This is a genomic window from Pseudarthrobacter niigatensis (genome assembly GCF_030812615.1).
In the GTDB taxonomy this organism is placed as follows: domain Bacteria; phylum Actinomycetota; class Actinomycetes; order Actinomycetales; family Micrococcaceae; genus Arthrobacter; species Arthrobacter niigatensis.
This window is the reverse complement of record NZ_JAUSTB010000001.1, coordinates 154553-170763: the sequence shown is the minus strand read 5'-3', so window position 1 is coordinate 170763 and position 16211 is coordinate 154553. Positions and strand designations below refer to the sequence as shown.

The 16211-nt window shown below is 64.8% G+C and carries 14 protein-coding genes; 5 read left to right on the top strand and 9 right to left on the bottom strand.

The genetic code is table 11. From position 1 onward, the window contains the following. Window positions 1–27 precede the first annotated feature (27 nt). Complete coding sequence (locus tag J2T23_RS00850) at window positions 28–1320, top strand: Mur ligase family protein (protein ID WP_210411226.1); 1293 nt, start codon at window positions 28–30, stop codon at window positions 1318–1320. After that, on the top strand, window positions 1317–2072 hold the full coding sequence (locus tag J2T23_RS00845; RefSeq protein ID WP_307356395.1) for a type 1 glutamine amidotransferase: 756 nt from the start codon (window positions 1317–1319) through the stop codon (window positions 2070–2072). The genes J2T23_RS00850 and J2T23_RS00845 overlap by 4 nt, the downstream gene beginning before the upstream one ends. A gap of 16 nt (window positions 2073–2088) precedes the next feature. On the opposite strand, the gene J2T23_RS00840 is transcribed toward J2T23_RS00845, so the two are convergent. Next, entirely contained in the window at window positions 2089–3459 is a 1371-nt protein-coding gene (locus J2T23_RS00840) for a ferredoxin reductase family protein (RefSeq protein WP_141181664.1), read from the bottom strand. A 165-nt stretch (window positions 3460–3624) separates the two neighbouring features. Between J2T23_RS00840 and J2T23_RS00835 the strand changes: the two genes are divergently transcribed. Next, window positions 3625–5637: a M3 family metallopeptidase gene (locus J2T23_RS00835; protein WP_307356393.1), complete on the top strand. Its 2013-nt coding sequence runs from the start codon at window positions 3625–3627 to the stop codon at window positions 5635–5637. An 83-nt stretch (window positions 5638–5720) separates the two neighbouring features. Here J2T23_RS00835 and pdxS read toward each other — a convergent pair whose 3' ends face one another. The 6 genes from pdxS to J2T23_RS00805 form a co-directional block, all read right to left on the bottom strand. Further along, window positions 5721–6647: a pyridoxal 5'-phosphate synthase lyase subunit PdxS gene (gene pdxS, locus J2T23_RS00830; RefSeq protein WP_141160317.1), complete on the bottom strand. Its 927-nt coding sequence runs from the start codon at window positions 6645–6647 to the stop codon at window positions 5721–5723. 137 nt (window positions 6648–6784) lie between these two features. Further along, window positions 6785–7408: a phosphatidylinositol phosphate synthase gene (pgsA, locus tag J2T23_RS00825; protein ID WP_141160316.1), complete on the bottom strand. Its 624-nt coding sequence runs from the start codon at window positions 7406–7408 to the stop codon at window positions 6785–6787. Next, window positions 7398–7985 (bottom strand): HIT family protein, encoded by a 588-nt coding sequence (locus J2T23_RS00820; protein WP_307356390.1) that lies wholly within the window; start codon window positions 7983–7985, stop codon window positions 7398–7400. Before J2T23_RS00820 ends, pgsA begins: the two co-directional genes overlap by 11 nt. 18 nt (window positions 7986–8003) lie before the next feature. Continuing rightward, a complete protein-coding gene (gene thrS / locus J2T23_RS00815; RefSeq protein ID WP_307356389.1) occupies window positions 8004–10013 on the bottom strand; it encodes a threonine--tRNA ligase in 2010 nt (669 codons plus the stop codon). 128 nt (window positions 10014–10141) lie between these two features. Continuing rightward, entirely contained in the window at window positions 10142–13657 is a 3516-nt protein-coding gene (locus J2T23_RS00810) for a DNA polymerase III subunit alpha (protein WP_307356387.1), read from the bottom strand. 11 nt (window positions 13658–13668) lie between these two features. Further along, complete coding sequence (locus tag J2T23_RS00805; protein WP_141160312.1) at window positions 13669–14019, bottom strand: DUF6504 family protein; 351 nt, start codon at window positions 14017–14019, stop codon at window positions 13669–13671. A gap of 131 nt (window positions 14020–14150) precedes the next feature. On the opposite strand from J2T23_RS00805, the gene J2T23_RS00800 reads away from it, so the two are divergent. Continuing rightward, entirely contained in the window at window positions 14151–14540 is a 390-nt protein-coding gene (locus J2T23_RS00800) for a hypothetical protein (protein ID WP_141160311.1), read from the top strand. A gap of 6 nt (window positions 14541–14546) precedes the next feature. Here J2T23_RS00800 and J2T23_RS00795 read toward each other — a convergent pair whose 3' ends face one another. Next, window positions 14547–14867: a chorismate mutase gene (locus tag J2T23_RS00795; protein WP_168223142.1), complete on the bottom strand. Its 321-nt coding sequence runs from the start codon at window positions 14865–14867 to the stop codon at window positions 14547–14549. Between the two features lie 19 nt (window positions 14868–14886). On the opposite strand from J2T23_RS00795, the gene J2T23_RS00790 reads away from it, so the two are divergent. Then, window positions 14887–15309, top strand: coding sequence for a VOC family protein (locus J2T23_RS00790; RefSeq protein WP_141160309.1), 423 nt, complete (start codon window positions 14887–14889; stop codon window positions 15307–15309). Window positions 15310–15334: 25 nt separating this feature from the next. Here J2T23_RS00790 and J2T23_RS00785 read toward each other — a convergent pair whose 3' ends face one another. Then, window positions 15335–16096: an SOS response-associated peptidase gene (locus J2T23_RS00785; RefSeq protein ID WP_307356382.1), complete on the bottom strand. Its 762-nt coding sequence runs from the start codon at window positions 16094–16096 to the stop codon at window positions 15335–15337. Between the last annotated feature and the right edge of the window lie 115 nt (window positions 16097–16211).

Here is a 16211-nt window from a genome sequence, read left to right as displayed (position 1 = left end):
ATGCCGCTGCTGGGATATATTCGGAACATGGTCTTCTTCACTGTTCCGCTCGGCAAGCTGGTCCGCAGGGTATCCCGGCTGCGCGGCGGCGGCTCCGCACTTCCAGGCCTGGTGGTGGAGAAAATCGACCCCGGCTTCATGCGCCGGACACTCACCACTCTGCCCCACGGCGTGGCAGTGGTCAGCGGTACCAACGGCAAGACCACCACCACCAAAATGGTGGTTGAACTGCTGGAAAGCCAGGGCCTGAAGGTGTTCACCAACCGGACGGGCAGCAACTTCACCAGGGGTGTGGCCGCAGCCCTCCTCGGCGAGGTCGACTGGCGCGGCAGGCTGGACGCAGACATTGCGGTCCTGGAACTTGACGAGGCCCACGCCGTGCATTTCGTCAACAGTGTCCCGCCCCGCTATTGCCTGCTGCTCAATGTGCTTCGCGACCAGCTGGACCGTTTTGGCGAGATCGACAAGACCGCACAACTCCTGCAGCACATCGCCGCCAAGACCACGGGAACGGTGGTCCTGAACCGCGAGGACCCGCGGGTTGCCAGGATCGCGGATACGCTGACCGGCCAGGACGTCAAGTACTTCGGCCTTGACGATTCCCTGCTGGGCACATTCCCCAACGACGATGACATGCGCGCCGCTCCGGGCAGCCCCGCCCCGGCGGCCCTGCCCGCAAAGCCGCAGGCCGACGTCGTACTCCGCAGGGTGGGCGCGGACAGCGCCGAATTTGAGTACGACGGCGGTACGGTCACCACGGCGATGAAGCTGCGCGGCGTGTACAACATCTTCAATGCGGCGGCGGCCCTCACCCTTGCCCGCAGCATCTGCGGCGGCGGCGCCGCCACGGCGAACCACGAAACCCTGCTGCAGGCGCTGTCCCAGGTGGCGCCCGCCTTCGGCCGCGGGGAAAGCCTCACCGTCGGCGGCCAGCCCCTGGACCTGGTACTGGTCAAGAACCCCAGCGGCTTCCGGCTGGGGCTGAAGTCCTTCCCCGCAAGCGGCTACGCCACCATGATCGCGATCAACGACAACTACGCCGACGGCCGGGACATGTCCTGGCTGTGGGATGTGGAATTCGATTCGCTCCGCGAAGGCGGGGTGGACCTGCTGACGGGGTCGCGCGCTTACGACATGGCACTGCGGCTGCAGTACGACGAAGTCCCGGTGGGCGCCGTGGACACCGACATTCCAGCCGCCCTTGCCGCCTTCATCCGGGAAGGCCAGGGCAAACCCAAGCGGATATTCTGCACCTACACCGCCATGCTCGCCATCCGCCGCGAGCTGTCCAAAGTCACCACCGTGGAGGTTGTCTCATGAGTCCGGCAGAAGCAGCGGAAACCGGCAACCAGTCCAAGGGCACCCTCCGCGTGGTCCAGTTGTACCCGCGGGACATGAACATTTATGGGGACTGGGGCAATGCCCTGGTCCTCCAGCGCCGCATCGCCTGGCACGGATACACGCCCGAACTGCTCGAGTACAACGTGGGCGACCCCTTCCCCGATGACGTGGACATCATCGTCGGCGGCGGCGGGCAGGACAGCGGGCAGCTGGTCATCCAGGACGACCTGCAGGCCCGGGCCGGCCGGCTGAAGGAACTGGCCGAGGACGGCACACCCATGCTGGTCATCTGCGGCCTGTACCAGCTTTTTGGCAGGTTCTTCAAGACACGCACCGGCGCCGTCATTCCGGGCATCAGCGTCCTGGACGTGGAAACGCGCGGCACGGAGGAGCGCCTGATCGGGAACGTCAAGGTCTCAACCACCGAATTCGGCGAGGTGCTCGGCTACGAAAACCACAGCGGGCAGACCACGCTGGGCAGCGGCGTGCGCCCGCTGGGAACCGTGGCCAAGGGGACGGGGAACAACAGCAACGACGGCCAGGAAGGGGCGCGGTACCGCAACATCGTCGCCAGCTACCTGCACGGTTCGCTGCTTCCCAAGAACCCGGCCATCGCCGACTTCCTCATCCGCACCGCCGCGGAGCGCAAATTCGGCAGCTTCTCCCCCGGCAGCCCTGACGACACCTATGCGGCCCTGGCGCGGGAGCACGCCGGCCGCCGGCCCCGCTAGGCTGCGACCACCGGGATCACCGCCACTGGAAGTACTCCCGGTGGATATTGGCCCGGCGGACACCCGCTGCCCGGAATGCCCTGCGGAACTGCCGCAGCATGGCATCGGGTCCTCCCATGAAGACGGACAGCATCCGTGGTTCCGTGTCCACCGCCGCAATGACCGCTTGCGGCGTCAGCCGCCCGTCCGTTTCGGTGTCAACCACATGGATGTGGAGCCTCGGGTGGTTCCTGGCGATGGCGAGGATCTCTTCGGCAAACGGCGAAGGGCCGGCCGACGTGACGAAGAAGTGCACCTCCTCAGGCAGGTCCCCGCCCGCAGCTTCCAGCGACCGGACCCAGCTGAGGAAGGGCGTGATCCCCACGCCGCCGGCGATCCAGACCTGGTGGGCAGTGCCCTTGTGCCGGTCAAAGCGGCCGTAGGGCCCGCCCACCACAGCAGGCATTCCCGCCTGGACAACGTCGGGAAGCCGCGAGGTGTGGTCGCCCAGCGCTTTCACCGTGATGCTGATACCACCTTCCGGTGCGGGACCCGAGATGGAAAAAGGGTGCCGCTGCCAGCCGTCCGCCGTTTCAAGGTAGACCATGGCGAACTGCCCGGGTTTGAACTCCAGCGGGCGGCCTAATGGCCGGAGCGCCACTTCCACCAGGTCCGCGGCAACCGGGCGGACACCGGCAACCTGGTAGTCATGATGGGGCAGGAACCGCCTCGCCAGCAGCTCCCGGTATACGTAGAACGCCAACCCGGTTCCGCCGATTGCCACGTAACTCCACCTCAGGCCCGGCGCCGCCTCGAACGCGCTGGCATCGAACAATCCGTGCAGGAAGCCGGCAGCAACGAACAGCCCTGTGAGGCGGTGGAAGCCGCGCCAGCGTTCATAGCCTCCCAGCAGCCGGACCACCAGGCGGACACCTTGTGCCTGCAGCGCCGCTACAACCAGGCGCCTTGCCGGGGCGGGGAGCATGGTCCGCCAACGCGGCAGCACCGCCCACACCACCAGGGCGGCCAGGCCGGAAATGGCCACCACCGCCAGCGTCTTTCCCACGCTTGTTGCCTCCGGGTTGGACGCGAGCTCTATGTGCGGCAGCAACAGGACAGTGGCCGTCATGGCCGCCCGGCGGTGCCAGATGGCAGCGTGGTCAATCCCGCCGAACACCGGCTCAACGTGTGGGAGGGTACTGACCAGGACCAGGGCGACGGAATACAGCAGTACGGATTCACCGCCGAAGAGCTGGCCCACATGCCTGGGCAGCGGCTCGGCCACCGGCCGCGCCAGGTACCAGAAAATGGCGTAAGCGGCCACGACGGCTGTTATTGCGCCCGGACCGATCCATCGGAGTGGGATACCCAGGAAGGCAGCTGCCGGCGTCGTTCCATGGTTGCCCATTGAGCTAGGTCCCTTCATCACTGCCAATCCCGTGCGCCTGCCTGCAGGACGCACAGAATGCGGTCCGGACCGGACCCCTAGCGGCCATTGTAGGTATGCCCGCTGGGAGCACACGCCCACGTGCATGTGATTGAGAAGCGCGTCCCGCTGTGAAAGGTTTAGCCCATGACCAACCCGCTCCTGGCTGCCAGTCCCCTGCCCTACGGCCTTCCCCCTTTCGAGGCCCTTAGCGCAGACATGTACGGCGCCGCCATTGAAGAAGGATTGGCAGCACACCTGGCCGAGATCCTGGCCATCACCGGCAACTCCCAGCCGGCAACCTTCGACAATACGGCCCTGGCCATGGAACGCTCCGGGCAGCTCCTCAACAGGGCAGCCGCAGCGTTTTTTACCCTGGTGTCAGCGGACGCCTCTGCGGAGATCCGGGAACTTGAGACCGGGCTTTCGCCGCGCTTCTCGGCCCACCAGGACGAGGTGTACCTCAATAGGGCGCTGTACGAGCGCTTCGCCGCCATCGATACTGTCAACCTGGAGGCTGAGTCGGCCCGGCTGGTGGAGGAGTACCTCAAGGAGTTCCGCCAATCCGGGATCCAGCTCGATGCACCGGGCCAGGAGCGGCTGCGGGCCATCAACGCGGACTTGGCCCGGCTGGGCACGGAGTTCGGCCAGCGGGTCAAGAAGGGGATGAAATCCGCGGCGCTGCTGGTGGAGGATGCCGCCGAACTCGCGGGCCTGCCGGCTGACGACGTCGCCAGTGCCGCTGAGGCAGCCCGCGCCGCCGGGCACGGGGGCAAGTACTTGGTCACGCTGATCCAGCCCGGCAACCAGCCTGCCCTGGCCTCGCTCGAGAACCGGGACGTCCGCCGTCGCCTGTTCGAGGCATCCGTGGGAAGGGGCAGTGGAGGCGGACACCTGGATGTCCTGGATCTCGCCAGGGACATGGCCGGGTTGCGGGCCGAAAAGGCCCAACTGCTGGGTTTCGCGAACTACGCCGAACTTGTGGCCGACCGACAGACGGCGCCGGATTTCGAGGCAGTGCAAACGATGCTGGGCCGGATGGCGCCGGCGGCTGTCCGCAATGCCGACGCCGAGGCCGCGGCCCTTGCGGACGTCGCAGGGCATCCACTGGAAGCCTGGGATTGGGCCTACTATTCGGCAAAGGTGCGGCGCGAAAAATACGACGTTAATGAACAGGCACTGCGTCCGTACTTCGAGCTGGACCGGGTCATCACGGATGGAGTGTTCTTTGCCGCCACCGCGCTGTACGGGATCACTTTCCACGAGCGGCCCGACCTCAAGGCCTACCACCCGGATGTCCGGATCTGGGAAGTCCGGGATGGTGACGGAACCGGGCTGGGGCTCTTCCTCGGCGACTACTACTCGCGTGAATCCAAGCGCGGCGGAGCGTGGATGAACTCGCTCGTGGACCAGTCGGGGCTGCTGGGCACCCGGCCCGTGGTGACCAATACGCTCAACATTTCCAAGCCGCCGGCAGGCGAACCGACACTCCTCACCCTGGATGAGCTGCGGACCCTGTTCCACGAGTTCGGCCACGCGCTGCACGGCCTGTTTTCCAACGTCACCTACCCCCGGTTCTCCGGCACCTCCGTGCCGCGGGACTTCGTGGAGTACCCCTCGCAGGTCAACGAAATGTGGATTATGTGGCCGGAGGTGCTGTCCAACTATGCCCGGCACCACGTCACCGGCGAACCGCTGCCGCAGGACGTGGTGGACCGGCTGGAGGAATCCCGGCTCTGGGGCGAAGGGTTTGCCACCACCGAGTACCTGGGCGCGGCCCTCCTGGACCTGGCGTGGCACACGCTGGAACCGGGCAACGTTCCGGATGATGCGCTGGAGTTTGAGGCGAAGGCCCTGGCTGCGGCGGGGATCTCGCACCCACTGATCCCGCCCCGCTACCGGACGGGCTACTTCCAGCACATCTTCTCCGGCGCCGGATACGCGGCGGGCTACTACTCCTACATCTGGAGCGAGGTGCTGGATGCCGAAACGGTCGACTGGTTCACGGAAAACGGCGGCCTGGCCAGAACCAACGGCGAACGCTTCCGGCAGGAGCTGCTCAGCCGTGGCAACAGCCGGGACCCGCTGGAATCCTTTCGGATCCTGAGGGGCCGCGAAGCGCGCCTGGACCCGCTGCTGAAGCGCCGCGGCCTGGAATAGCCACTACTGCTTAAAAGAACGACGCCGGTCCCCACCAAAAGAGGTGAGGAACCGGCGTCGTCATTACCTAGGCGAGGAGGGAATTACCAGCCGCGTTCTGCGAGGCGGTGGGGCTGGGGGATTTCGTCGACGTTGATGCCCACCATGGCTTCGCCGAGCCCGCGGGAGGCCTTGGCGATGACGTCGGGGTCGTCGAAGAAGGTAGTGGCCTTCACAACGGCGGCGGCGCGCTGGGCGGGGTTGCCGGACTTGAAGATGCCGGAGCCGACGAACACGCCGTCGGCGCCGAGCTGCATCATCATGGCAGCGTCAGCGGGGGTGGCGATGCCGCCGGCGGTGAACAGGACAACGGGCAGCTTGCCGGCCGCGGCGACTTCCTTGACCAGTTCGTACGGGGCCTGCAGTTCCTTGGCGGCGACGTACAGCTCGTCCTCGGGCAGGGAGGACAGCCGGGCGATCTCCGAGCGGATCTTGCGCATGTGGCCGGTGGCGTTGGAGACGTCGCCGGTGCCGGCTTCGCCCTTGGAGCGGATCATGGCCGCGCCCTCGTTGATGCGGCGCAGGGCCTCACCGAGGTTGGTGGCACCGCAGACGAAGGGAACCTTGAAGTTCCACTTGTCGATGTGGTTGACGTAGTCGGCCGGGGTCAGGACCTCGGACTCGTCGATGTAGTCGACACCGAGGGACTGCAGGACCTGGGCCTCGACGAAGTGGCCGATGCGGGCCTTGGCCATCACCGGGATGGACACGGCGTCAATGATCTGGTCGATCATGTCGGGATCGGACATGCGGGACACGCCGCCCTGGGCGCGGATATCGGCCGGAACACGCTCCAGCGCCATGACTGCCACGGCACCGGCGTCTTCGGCGATGCGGGCCTGCTCGACGTTGACGACGTCCATGATGACGCCGCCCTTGAGCATCTCGGCCATGCCACGCTTCACGCGGCTGCTGCCCGTGACGCTGTTCGCGGACGAACCGGCCTCGTTGCTTACATCAGGTGTAGACACAAAAACCCCTATGGGTAGACAGATGATCTTCGCCGGGCATGCGGCGGCAGCTGCCGGAAGTGCACGCACGGGTTGCCGGGTCGCTTGACCGGGCACTTATATACTAGTCCCCCGCCGCACGGCAGGCTTAATCATGCTTAATCAGCGGGCGTCGGCTCCGCCAGGGCCTGCCGGCGCACGGACAGTACGCGCTGTACCACGGTGACGAGGCTCGCTGCCGCCAGGAGGACCAGGGTAGCCAGGAGCACCACAGCCGGTAGCCCGAGTCCGGTCAGGCCGGTAACCACCAGCACCGAAACCAGGCGTTCGGCCCGTTCTGCGATGCCGACGTTGGCGGTGAACCCCAGCGACTCTGCCTTGGCACGGGCGTATGAGACAACCATGCCCAGCACCAGGCACAGCAGGGCGCAGACGGCGATGGCCCCATTGTTGCCACCGGTGAAGAACCAGACGGACACCCCGGCAAAGAGGGCGCCGTCGGCGATGCGGTCAAGGGTGGAGTCGAGGAAGTTTCCCCAGCGGCTCTTGACGTCCTGCATCCTGGCCATGATGCCGTCCAGGACATCGGAAAAGATGAAGGCGGTGATGAAGACTGTCCCCCAGAAAAGCTGGCCCAGCGGGTAGAAAACCAGGGCTCCGGCGGCAACTCCTGCGGTTCCGAGAATGGTTACTGTGTCCGGGGACACGCCGATCTTCAGGAGCCAGCGGGCCAGCGGGGTGAACAGCGCGGTGAAGAAACCGCGGGCATGCCTATTCAGCATCCGACTCCCCGGGCCAGGCATCAGCCACTTGCTGCCGGACCTCGTCAAGGGTCTGGGTAATGGCTTTGGTCTGGGCGATGATGGGGAAGAAGTTCCCGTCCCCGCCCCAGCGCGGCACAATGTGCTGGTGCAGGTGTGCGGAGATTCCCGCACCCCCAACCACGCCCTGGTTCATGCCAAGGTTGAAGCCGCCGGGATTGGAGACCTTTCGGAGGACCCGCATGGCAGTCTGGGTGAGTTCGCTGAACTCAGCTGTTTCCTCGACCGTGAGGTCCGTGTAATCCGGGATGTGCCGGTAGGGGCAAACCAGCAGGTGGCCCGGGTTATAGGGGAACAGGTTCAGCACCACGTAGCAGGTCCGGCCGCGGTAGACAATCAGCGCTTCCTCGTCAGTGCGGGCGGGGCCGACACAGAACGGGCAGTCGTCCTCATTCTTGAACTGGTGCTGGCCGCCCTTAATGTAGGCCATGCGGTGCGGAGTCCACAGGCGCTGGAAGGCGTCCGGGACACCGGCGAGGGCAAAGTCGTCGGTAACGCCGGCATCGCCCGGATATCCTGCGCTTGTGTTCTCCTGCACTGTGCTGCTTCCGTTCGGCTAGCTGGTCCGGTTGCGGACGGCTTCGGTGATCCGCTTGACCGCTTCCGCGACGGGCACACCGTTGTCCTGGCTTCCGTCGCGGAAGCGGAACGACACAGCGCCCGCCTCGGCGTCGTCCCCGCCGGCGATGAGAACGAACGGGATCTTGTCCTTGCTGGCGGTGCGGATCTTCTTGGGGAAGCGGTCCGAGGTGGTGTCCACCTCGGCACGGATACCCGCCGCCTTGAGCTGGCCTACGACGTCGAACATGTAGTCGTTGAACGCCTCCGCCACGGGGATGCCCACGACCTGGACCGGGGCCAACCACGCGGGGAAGGCCCCGGCGTAGTGCTCGGTGAGGACGCCCATGAAGCGTTCCACCGATCCGAAAAGTGCACGGTGGATCATCACCGGGCGCTGGCGGCTGCCATCGGCGGCCTGGTACTCGAGTTCGAAGCGCTCGGGCAGGTTGAAGTCCAGCTGGATGGTGGACATCTGCCAGGTGCGGCCCAGGGCATCCTTGGCCTGCACGGAAATCTTGGGACCGTAGAAGGCGGCTCCGCCCGGATCGGGCACCAGCTCCAGCCCGGACTCCTGGGCCACCTCGGCGAGGGTGGCGGTGGCTTCCTCCCAGGTGGCGTCGTCGCCGACGTACTTCTCGGGGTCCTTGGTGGACAGCTCCAGGTAGAAGTCGTTAAGCCCGTAGTCCTTGAGCAGGTCCAGGACGAAGGTAAGGGTCTTGGTGAGCTCGTCCTTCATCTGCCCGCGGGTGCAGTAGATGTGGGCGTCGTCCTGTGTCATGCCCCGGACACGGGTGAGGCCGTGCACCACACCGGACTTCTCGTACCGGTACACCGAACCGAATTCGAACAGCCGCAGCGGCAATTCGCGGTAGGACCGGCCGCGGGAACGGAAGATGAGGTTGTGCATGGGGCAGTTCATCGGCTTCAGGTAGTAGTCCTGGCCGGGCTTGCGGACGGTGCCGTCCTCGTTGAGTTCAGGGTCCACGTGCATCGGGGGGAACATGCCGTCCCTGTACCAGTCCAGGTGGCCCGAGACCTCGTACAGGTGTCCCTTGGTGATGTGCGGGGTGTAGACAAACTCGTAGCCGGCTTCGACGTGGCGCTGGCGCGAGTAATCCTCCATCTCCTTGCGGATGATCCCGCCCTTGGGGTGGAAAACGGGAAGGCCGGATCCCAGTTCGTCAGGGAAGGAAAACAGGTCCAGTTCGGAGCCGAGCTTGCGGTGGTCGCGGCGCTCGGCCTCGGCGATGCGCTCCTGGTACGCCTTCAGGGCGTCCTTGGTGGGCCACGCGGTCCCGTAGATGCGCTGGAGCTGCTGGTTCTTCTGGTTGCCCAGCCAGTAGGCCGACGACGAACGGGTCAGGGCAAAGGCGTTTGAGATGAGCTTGGTGTTGGGCAGGTGCGGGCCACGGCAGAGGTCGCACCACACCGTGGTGCCTTCCTTGCGCTCGACGTTGTCGTAGATGGTGATGTCCCCGGCGCCGACCTCGACGTTCACGCCCTCCCCGGCTTCGGCGGCCTCGTTCTTCTTGCCCAGGAGTTCGAGCTTGTAGGGCTCGTTCTTCATGGCTTCGCGGGCCTCTTCCTCGCTGACCACGCGGCGGACGAACTTCTGGTTCTGGTTGACGATTTTCAGCATCATCTTTTCGAGGGTCTTGAGATCCTCGGGGGTGAAAGGCTCGGCGACGTCGAAGTCGAAGTAGAAGCCGTCGGTGATGTAAGGGCCGATGCCGAGCTTGGCGTCGGGACGCAGCTGCTGCACTGCCTGCGCCATCACGTGGGCTGTGGAGTGGCGCAGGACGTTCAGGCCGTCGGGCGAATCAATGGTGACGCCCTCCACCTCGGCGCCTTCGGGCAGTTCCTGGTCAAGGTCCTTCAGCTCGCCGTTGACGCGGGCCACAACAACATCACGGCGCTCAAAGAAGAGTTCCGCACCGGTTGTCCCGGTAGTCACCTTGGTCTCTTCGCCATCGACGAGAAGGGTGATCTGCTGGGCATCTGACACGGGTGTCTCCTATTCAAAGTTAAGGCTTCATAGCTTGTGGCATACGGGGACCACAGCCAGCCACCGTCAATGCTATCGGTTCCGGTATGGGGCGACCAACGCGGCACACGGGGGCTGGGACAGAGCCCTCACCCGTTGAACCCGGTGATCGCCAGCGTCCTGGTGATGCCATCCAGCGGATGCGGCCCATCTTCGACGGCCTCATGGCCGGCCACAGGAGTGGGCTCTGTGGCGGATTCCGGGAAGGGCAGGCTCTCCGTACGGCTCAGGTCCCACGCCATGCTCGCGCTGATGCTGATGCCCCTGGGACCGGTCCTTCGGGTGGTTCCACGGATCAGCAGCAGGCGGGTACCAAACAAAAGCGGTCCGGCGCTTTCCTGTGCCTCGTGGAAGAACACCGAATCCACGCAGCCGGTGCCGTCGTCGATGCTGATGAACACCACCCGCCTTCCGCCGCGCATCGGCGGCGTCTGGGTGGCAACCCGAACCCCCGCCACCAGCACTTCGGTGCCGTTGCGAAAGCTGAGAAGCTTATCTGCCGTGGTGACCCCCAGCTTCTCCAGCAGGGGCCGGTGGCTGTCCATCAGGTGGGTACTGACATCCACCGCCATGAGATCAAGTTCCGCCCTGACATTTTCGACCAGGGTGGGGGCTGGAAGCCCAGGTTTGATATTCCGCAGTTCGATATCGCCCAGGGGAAGGGACAGCTGCCCATCCAGGACCTCAATGCCTTTCTTTCCTGTCTTTGCTGTCTGGAGCTGCTGCAGATGGTGCACCAGATCCGCGCGGTTGGCAGGGCCTCCGGCTTCCCGGTGCAGGGAATCAAAAGCCCCCAGTTGCGCAAGGCGCCTGATGCTGGGCTTGCTCAGCCGCGAGCGCGCCCGAAGGTCCGCCAGTGAGTCGTAAGGCTGGCCGGCGACGATCCGTTTCAGTTCTGCAGCAGACAGACCGTAGATTCCGTTCAGGCTGAGCCGGATTCCGAGCCGGCCGGCATCCGTGCCTGACGCGATCCGCTCCACGCGGTATTCTGCTTTGCTTCGGTTGATGTCCAGGGGAAGGATGGGAATACCCAGCCGGCGGGCTTCGGCCACCAGCAGCCGTTTGGGATACATGCCGGGGTCGTGCTCCCACAAGCCTGCGAGGAAAGCTTCGGGGTGGTGTGTCTTCAGCCAGGCGGACTGGTAGGTGGGGACGGCGAAGGCAGCACCGTGGGCCTTGCAAAAACCGAAACTGGCAAAAGACTTCAATGTCCCCCACACCTTGTCCACCACTTCAGGGGCATACCCCTTGGCTTTGGCATGGCGCCGGAAGTACTCTTCCACCCTGGCTTCACCGGCCTCGTTGCTCAACGCCCTGCGGAATTCATCGGCTTTGGCCAGCCCGCACCCGGTCATGACATCCAGGGTCTTCAGGATCTGCTCGTGGAAAACCGTGACCCCGTGCGTCTCCTGCAGCACTGGTTTGAGATCCGGGTGCGGGTAAACCTCGGGGGCGAACCCGTGCCGGTGTTCCAGGAAGGGCCGCACCATGTCCGATTTCATGGGCCCCGGGCGGAACAGGGAAATGTCGATGATGAGGTCGTTGAACTCCCGTGGTGCCATCTTGCCGATCAATTCACGCTGTCCGGGGGATTCGATCTGGAAGCAGCCAAGGGTGTGCGTGCTCCTGATCAGCTCATAGGTGGCTTCGTCGTCGAGGGGGACGGCGTTCAGGTCGATCCGGCCGTTGGCGGCAATGTAATCCGGCCCCGAACCAAAAGGTCCAATGGGGTGGTTCCCAGCCTCCACCACTTCTTCCTTTGAGGGGTGGATCCTGATGATTTCCCGGACGGCAAATGCCATGGCGCTTTGCATACGGACACCCAGGACATCGAGTTTGAGCATGCCCATGGGGTCCATGTCATGTTTGTCGAACTGGCTCATGGGCAGGCCAAGCCCGCTTGGCTGGACCGGTGTGCGGTCCAGCAGCGTGGCATCGCCCAGGATCACCCCACATGGGTGCATGGATATGTGGCGGGGCAGCCGGTCAAGGCGTTCGGTCAGGTCTACCAGCAGGTCAAGTTGCTGGTTTCCCTGCGCATCGGACTGCTCCACCCTTCCGGCAAATTCCCGCAGTTCGGGTTTTTCCTGCAGGGCTTCACGGAATTTCCGCGCTGAGAACCGCCACAGCTGCTTGGCAATCTCCCCCACCTCGCCATCGTCCATGCCCAGCGCCAGCCCGGCGTCGCGGACTGCACCACGGGCCCGGTATCCGTTCTGCATGCTCATGAGGGTTACGCGTTCGGAGCCGAAGCGCTCGAAGATCCTGTGGTAGACGTTGTGGCGCTCTGCACTTTCGACGTCGATGTCAATGTCCGGGAGGGTGGCGCGGTCGTTGGAGAGGAAGCGTTCAAAGATCAGGTCATGCTGGAGGGGGTTCACATGGCTGACGTCTATCAGGTAGTTGACCAGGCTTGATGCCCCCGATCCCCTGGCAGCCGCCCGGACTCCCATGTCCTGGATCATCCTGGAGACCTCCGCAACAGTGAGGAAATAGGAGGAGAAGCCCAGGTTCTGGATGATCCCCAGTTCATGGTCCAAACGGGCCATCATGTCCCGCTCCGCCGTACCGCCGATGCCCGGGAACCGCCTGCCGATTCCGGCATGGCAGCGCTGGAGGAGCTCCGTGTGGGGATCCTGGTTGATGCCGATGACGGCAGCTTCCGGCACCACTGGCTGTTTCCATCCCATATCAGTGGCGGGGTCGATCCGGCAGAGGTCGGCGAGCGCCTCGGTCTGCGCCATCAACTGCTTGAGGTCTGCGGCACCATAACCGGCGGCGGAGATGATTTCCTTACCAAGGCCCAGCATTTGATCCGCTGATTTCAGCCATCCCTGGCCCGTGGGTTGCAGGAGTGGCTCCCCTGCCAGTTCCGGGAGGGACTTCAAAGTCCGCGCGGAGTCAAGGACATCCGCGGTCGGTGCACCATCGGCTGCGCAATACCGGACGGCGTTGGTGAGGACTGCCGGAACATGGTGTTCCTCCGCGAGCCGTAGCATGCGCACAGCGTGCGCCGTGCTGAAAGGACTGCCCGGCGCACTGAGTTGGGAGACGATCTCCGCCACCACAGTTCCGGCGGGCATTGCGTCAAGCCATTGCTTGAACAGGGTCCTGGGACGCAGGTAGCGCCGGCCTCCCATGGCCCGGCCGACGTCCGAGTCCGGGCCGATCAGCACCGTCAGCACCGGTTTGAGGGTGTGGGGGTCGAGGGTTCGGGAGGCCAGCTCGGCACGGGTCACCGCGGCAGGTACCGCTCCCCCGGCTTTCCCGGAGGTCCTCGCGTGCGCATCGGAAACCAGCCGGCACAAGGCGCGGTACCCGGCACCGTTGTTCTGCCCCCTGGCCAGCACCACCACCCTGCCTGCTACCTGGGTGCGGTGATCGCCGTCGTCGTCAAATACCGCCAGGTCCACGCCTACGATGGGGTCGATCCCCGCCGCCATACAGGCTTTGAGGTGCTTGATGGTGCCGTACAGGCCGTCCCGGTCGGTGCAGGCGAGGGCCGTGGCGCCATCGGCAGCGGCAGCCATGGCCAGTTCCTCCGGCCAGGAAACTCCGTAATGGGCGCTGAATGCCGTGGAAACGTGCAGGTGGGTAAAGCTCATGGTGTTCCGGGTCAGGCAGTCTTGGGGTGAAGGGCGTCATGGATCCGCACCAGCCGCCACCGGTTGCTGCGGAGATGGCGGGAAAGGTCAAGGGTCAGGACTTCTGCCCCGGGCGGTTCCTGTGCCGCGGCGGAACGGGCGGCACCCCGGGCGGGCAGCACCTGGACCCGCCAGATTTCGTGGTCCACCACTCCGGGCCCGCTGCCCAGGGGAGCCCTGCTGTCCTCAGCCCACCACTGCCGGCGTTCGTACCAGCGGACGGGTTCTGCGCAGACGGTATAGGACACACCTGCCCATACCAAGGATTCCGGCTCACCTGTGGGGGCACACGCCACGTCAACAGATTCGCTGAACATGCCCATGCGCACCTCCCGGACCTAACCCATCACAACGTGATTCGAACATGTATTCGAATAAATTCAGTCTACGCCGGGTTCTCACCAAAACATAGGCGGGGGTGGACGGGGCGTGCGGCAGGGAGCAGGATGTTGGCATGAGTACCGATGACGCACTCCTGAAGCAGGCCAGCATCAAGACCCAGGACTCCACCCTGGTTGCCACGTTCGATATCGACGGCACCATTCCGGGCTCGGGCGCCTACGTGGTGGGTTTGATGGGAGCCTCGCCCGATTTTTCAGCGCAGCGCCGGCTGTGCATTGAGTTCATGAACGGGGAGGCCATAGCCTGCTACTCGTTCAACCGGGACCAGGGAATCGAGGAGGATTTCGACCTTTCCGGAGTGTCCCATTCCGAGAACAGCATCACCGGAAGCTTTCCCATGACGGCCTTGAATGGCCTCGGGAAGGGACATGTCCTGTCAGCCTTCAGCGAGGCGGACGGGCGGGAGTTCCAGCACGGGGTGCCGGTGGAGGAAGCGCTTTAGCCTTCCTCAGCTGTTTTCTTTGTGGATCCGCAGTTCAAGTTCAATGAATGCGGAGATCATGGCCCGGTAGGTTGCTTCAACGATGTCCGGGTCGATGTCCTTTTTCTCCGCAGCGGACCGCACATGTTCAATAATCCGCTCTACGCGGCCGGGGGCACGCACTTCCGCGTCATCGCCCTTCAGCGTGCCGGCGATCCTGATCAGCCGCTCGCGGCGGGCGATCAGGGTAACGATCTGGTCATCGACTTCGTCAACGGCCACCCGGACCGCAGCGAGCTGTTCCCTGTCGGCGCGGGCATCCCGGTCGTTTCCTTGAATTGTCGCCATCATCTGACACTATCGAAGCATGGAGCCCAGAGTCGACTTTATTTCCCTCGGTGTTCGCAGCGTCGAGGAGTCCCGTGCTTTCTACGTTGACGGCCTCGGCTGGCCGGTCCACCGCGAAGTCGCCGGGGAAGTGGTGTTCATCCAGGTGAACCACGGCCTGGTGCTTTCGCTCTGGGATGCCCGCCAGATGCAGGCCGAAGCTGTGACCGGCCGCCCGGACGGGATCCCCTGCATTACCCTGAGCCACAACCTGGGAAGCCCCGAAGAGGTGGACAGCGTCATGGAACAGGCCGCGGCCGCTGGTGCCGCCATTATTGCCGAGCCCGTCACCAAGGCCTGGGGCGGCTATACCGGGTACTTTGCCGATCCCGACGGTTTTCGCTGGGAAGTGGCATACAACCCCACCTGGACGGTGGACGACGCCGGTACGGTCACCGTTTGAGGGCAGTACACCCTGCGCCGGGCTGCTAGAACAGAGCTTCCACCGGGCGGATGAGTTCCGGGCCGTTGTTGCGGACGTTGCCCACGTCCTTGCCTACGGATTCCACGCGCCAGTCCGCAGCGGCGTCCTTAACCCCTGACCGCACCAAGTCAACCAGCGCGGCGGCATCATCCGCCTGCGGGTCCAGCCACGCTTCCATGGTGGACTTATCCATGGGCAGCGGCACTCTGTCGTGGAGTTCGGTCAGCTTCCCGAAAATGGTGGATTCCGCCCCGGGCGGAGGGGTGTCCGCCGTCAGGATCGAGGTGGACAGCAGCCAGCGGCCCGGCTCCCCCTCCGGTACGGACGGGTCCTTCCACCACTCATACAGGCCCGCGAAGGCCAAGCCACGGTCCCCACCGGGATGCACGTAGTACGGCTGCTTCGACTTCCCCGGGCCTTGCTTCCATTCGTAGTAGCCATCTGCCGGGACGGCACAGCGGCGGGACTGCACAGCCTTGCGGAAGGCAGGCTTCTCCAGCACCGATTCACTCCTGGCGTTGATCATGCGCGAGCCGATGCCCGGATCCTTGGCCCAGGACGGAACCAGGCCCCAGCGCGCCACACGCAGCTGGCGCACCTGGCGCGGCGCGGCACTGTCATCCACCAGCCGCTCCAGCACGATCGGGACGGCATCGGTGGGTGCAACATTCCACGACGGCGGGATGCTCACCTCGTCCTCGAGTTCGGCGTCGAACTCGGCCAGGAGGTCCCCCACGGCGCGTGCCATTACGTAGCGTCCACACATGGCACCAGCTTGCCACCGCGCGCCACAAACTGTCATCCGGGAACGGCAGCAGCCGCTCATCACCCGGGAATACCGGCCGCCGCGCTACGGTTGACAGTAAGGAAACCTTTTCAAG

Coding starts and splice junctions, on each gene's coding strand:
- J2T23_RS00835 (WP_307356393.1), top strand. CDS start 3,625: ATGACCAACCCGCTCCTGGCTGCCAGTCCCCTGCCCTACGGCCTTCCC.
- J2T23_RS00840 (WP_141181664.1), bottom strand. CDS start 3,459: ATGGGCAACCATGGAACGACGCCGGCAGCTGCCTTCCTGGGTATCCCA.
- J2T23_RS00795 (WP_168223142.1), bottom strand. CDS start 14,867: ATGGCGACAATTCAAGGAAACGACCGGGATGCCCGCGCCGACAGGGAA.
- J2T23_RS00800 (WP_141160311.1), top strand. CDS start 14,151: ATGAGTACCGATGACGCACTCCTGAAGCAGGCCAGCATCAAGACCCAG.
- J2T23_RS00790 (WP_141160309.1), top strand. CDS start 14,887: ATGGAGCCCAGAGTCGACTTTATTTCCCTCGGTGTTCGCAGCGTCGAG.
- J2T23_RS00845 (WP_307356395.1), top strand. CDS start 1,317: ATGAGTCCGGCAGAAGCAGCGGAAACCGGCAACCAGTCCAAGGGCACC.
- J2T23_RS00805 (WP_141160312.1), bottom strand. CDS start 14,019: ATGGGCATGTTCAGCGAATCTGTTGACGTGGCGTGTGCCCCCACAGGT.
- pgsA (WP_141160316.1), bottom strand. CDS start 7,408: ATGCTGAATAGGCATGCCCGCGGTTTCTTCACCGCGCTGTTCACCCCG.
- J2T23_RS00850 (WP_210411226.1), top strand. CDS start 28: ATGGTCTTCTTCACTGTTCCGCTCGGCAAGCTGGTCCGCAGGGTATCC.
- J2T23_RS00810 (WP_307356387.1), bottom strand. CDS start 13,657: ATGAGCTTTACCCACCTGCACGTTTCCACGGCATTCAGCGCCCATTAC.
- J2T23_RS00785 (WP_307356382.1), bottom strand. CDS start 16,096: ATGTGTGGACGCTACGTAATGGCACGCGCCGTGGGGGACCTCCTGGCC.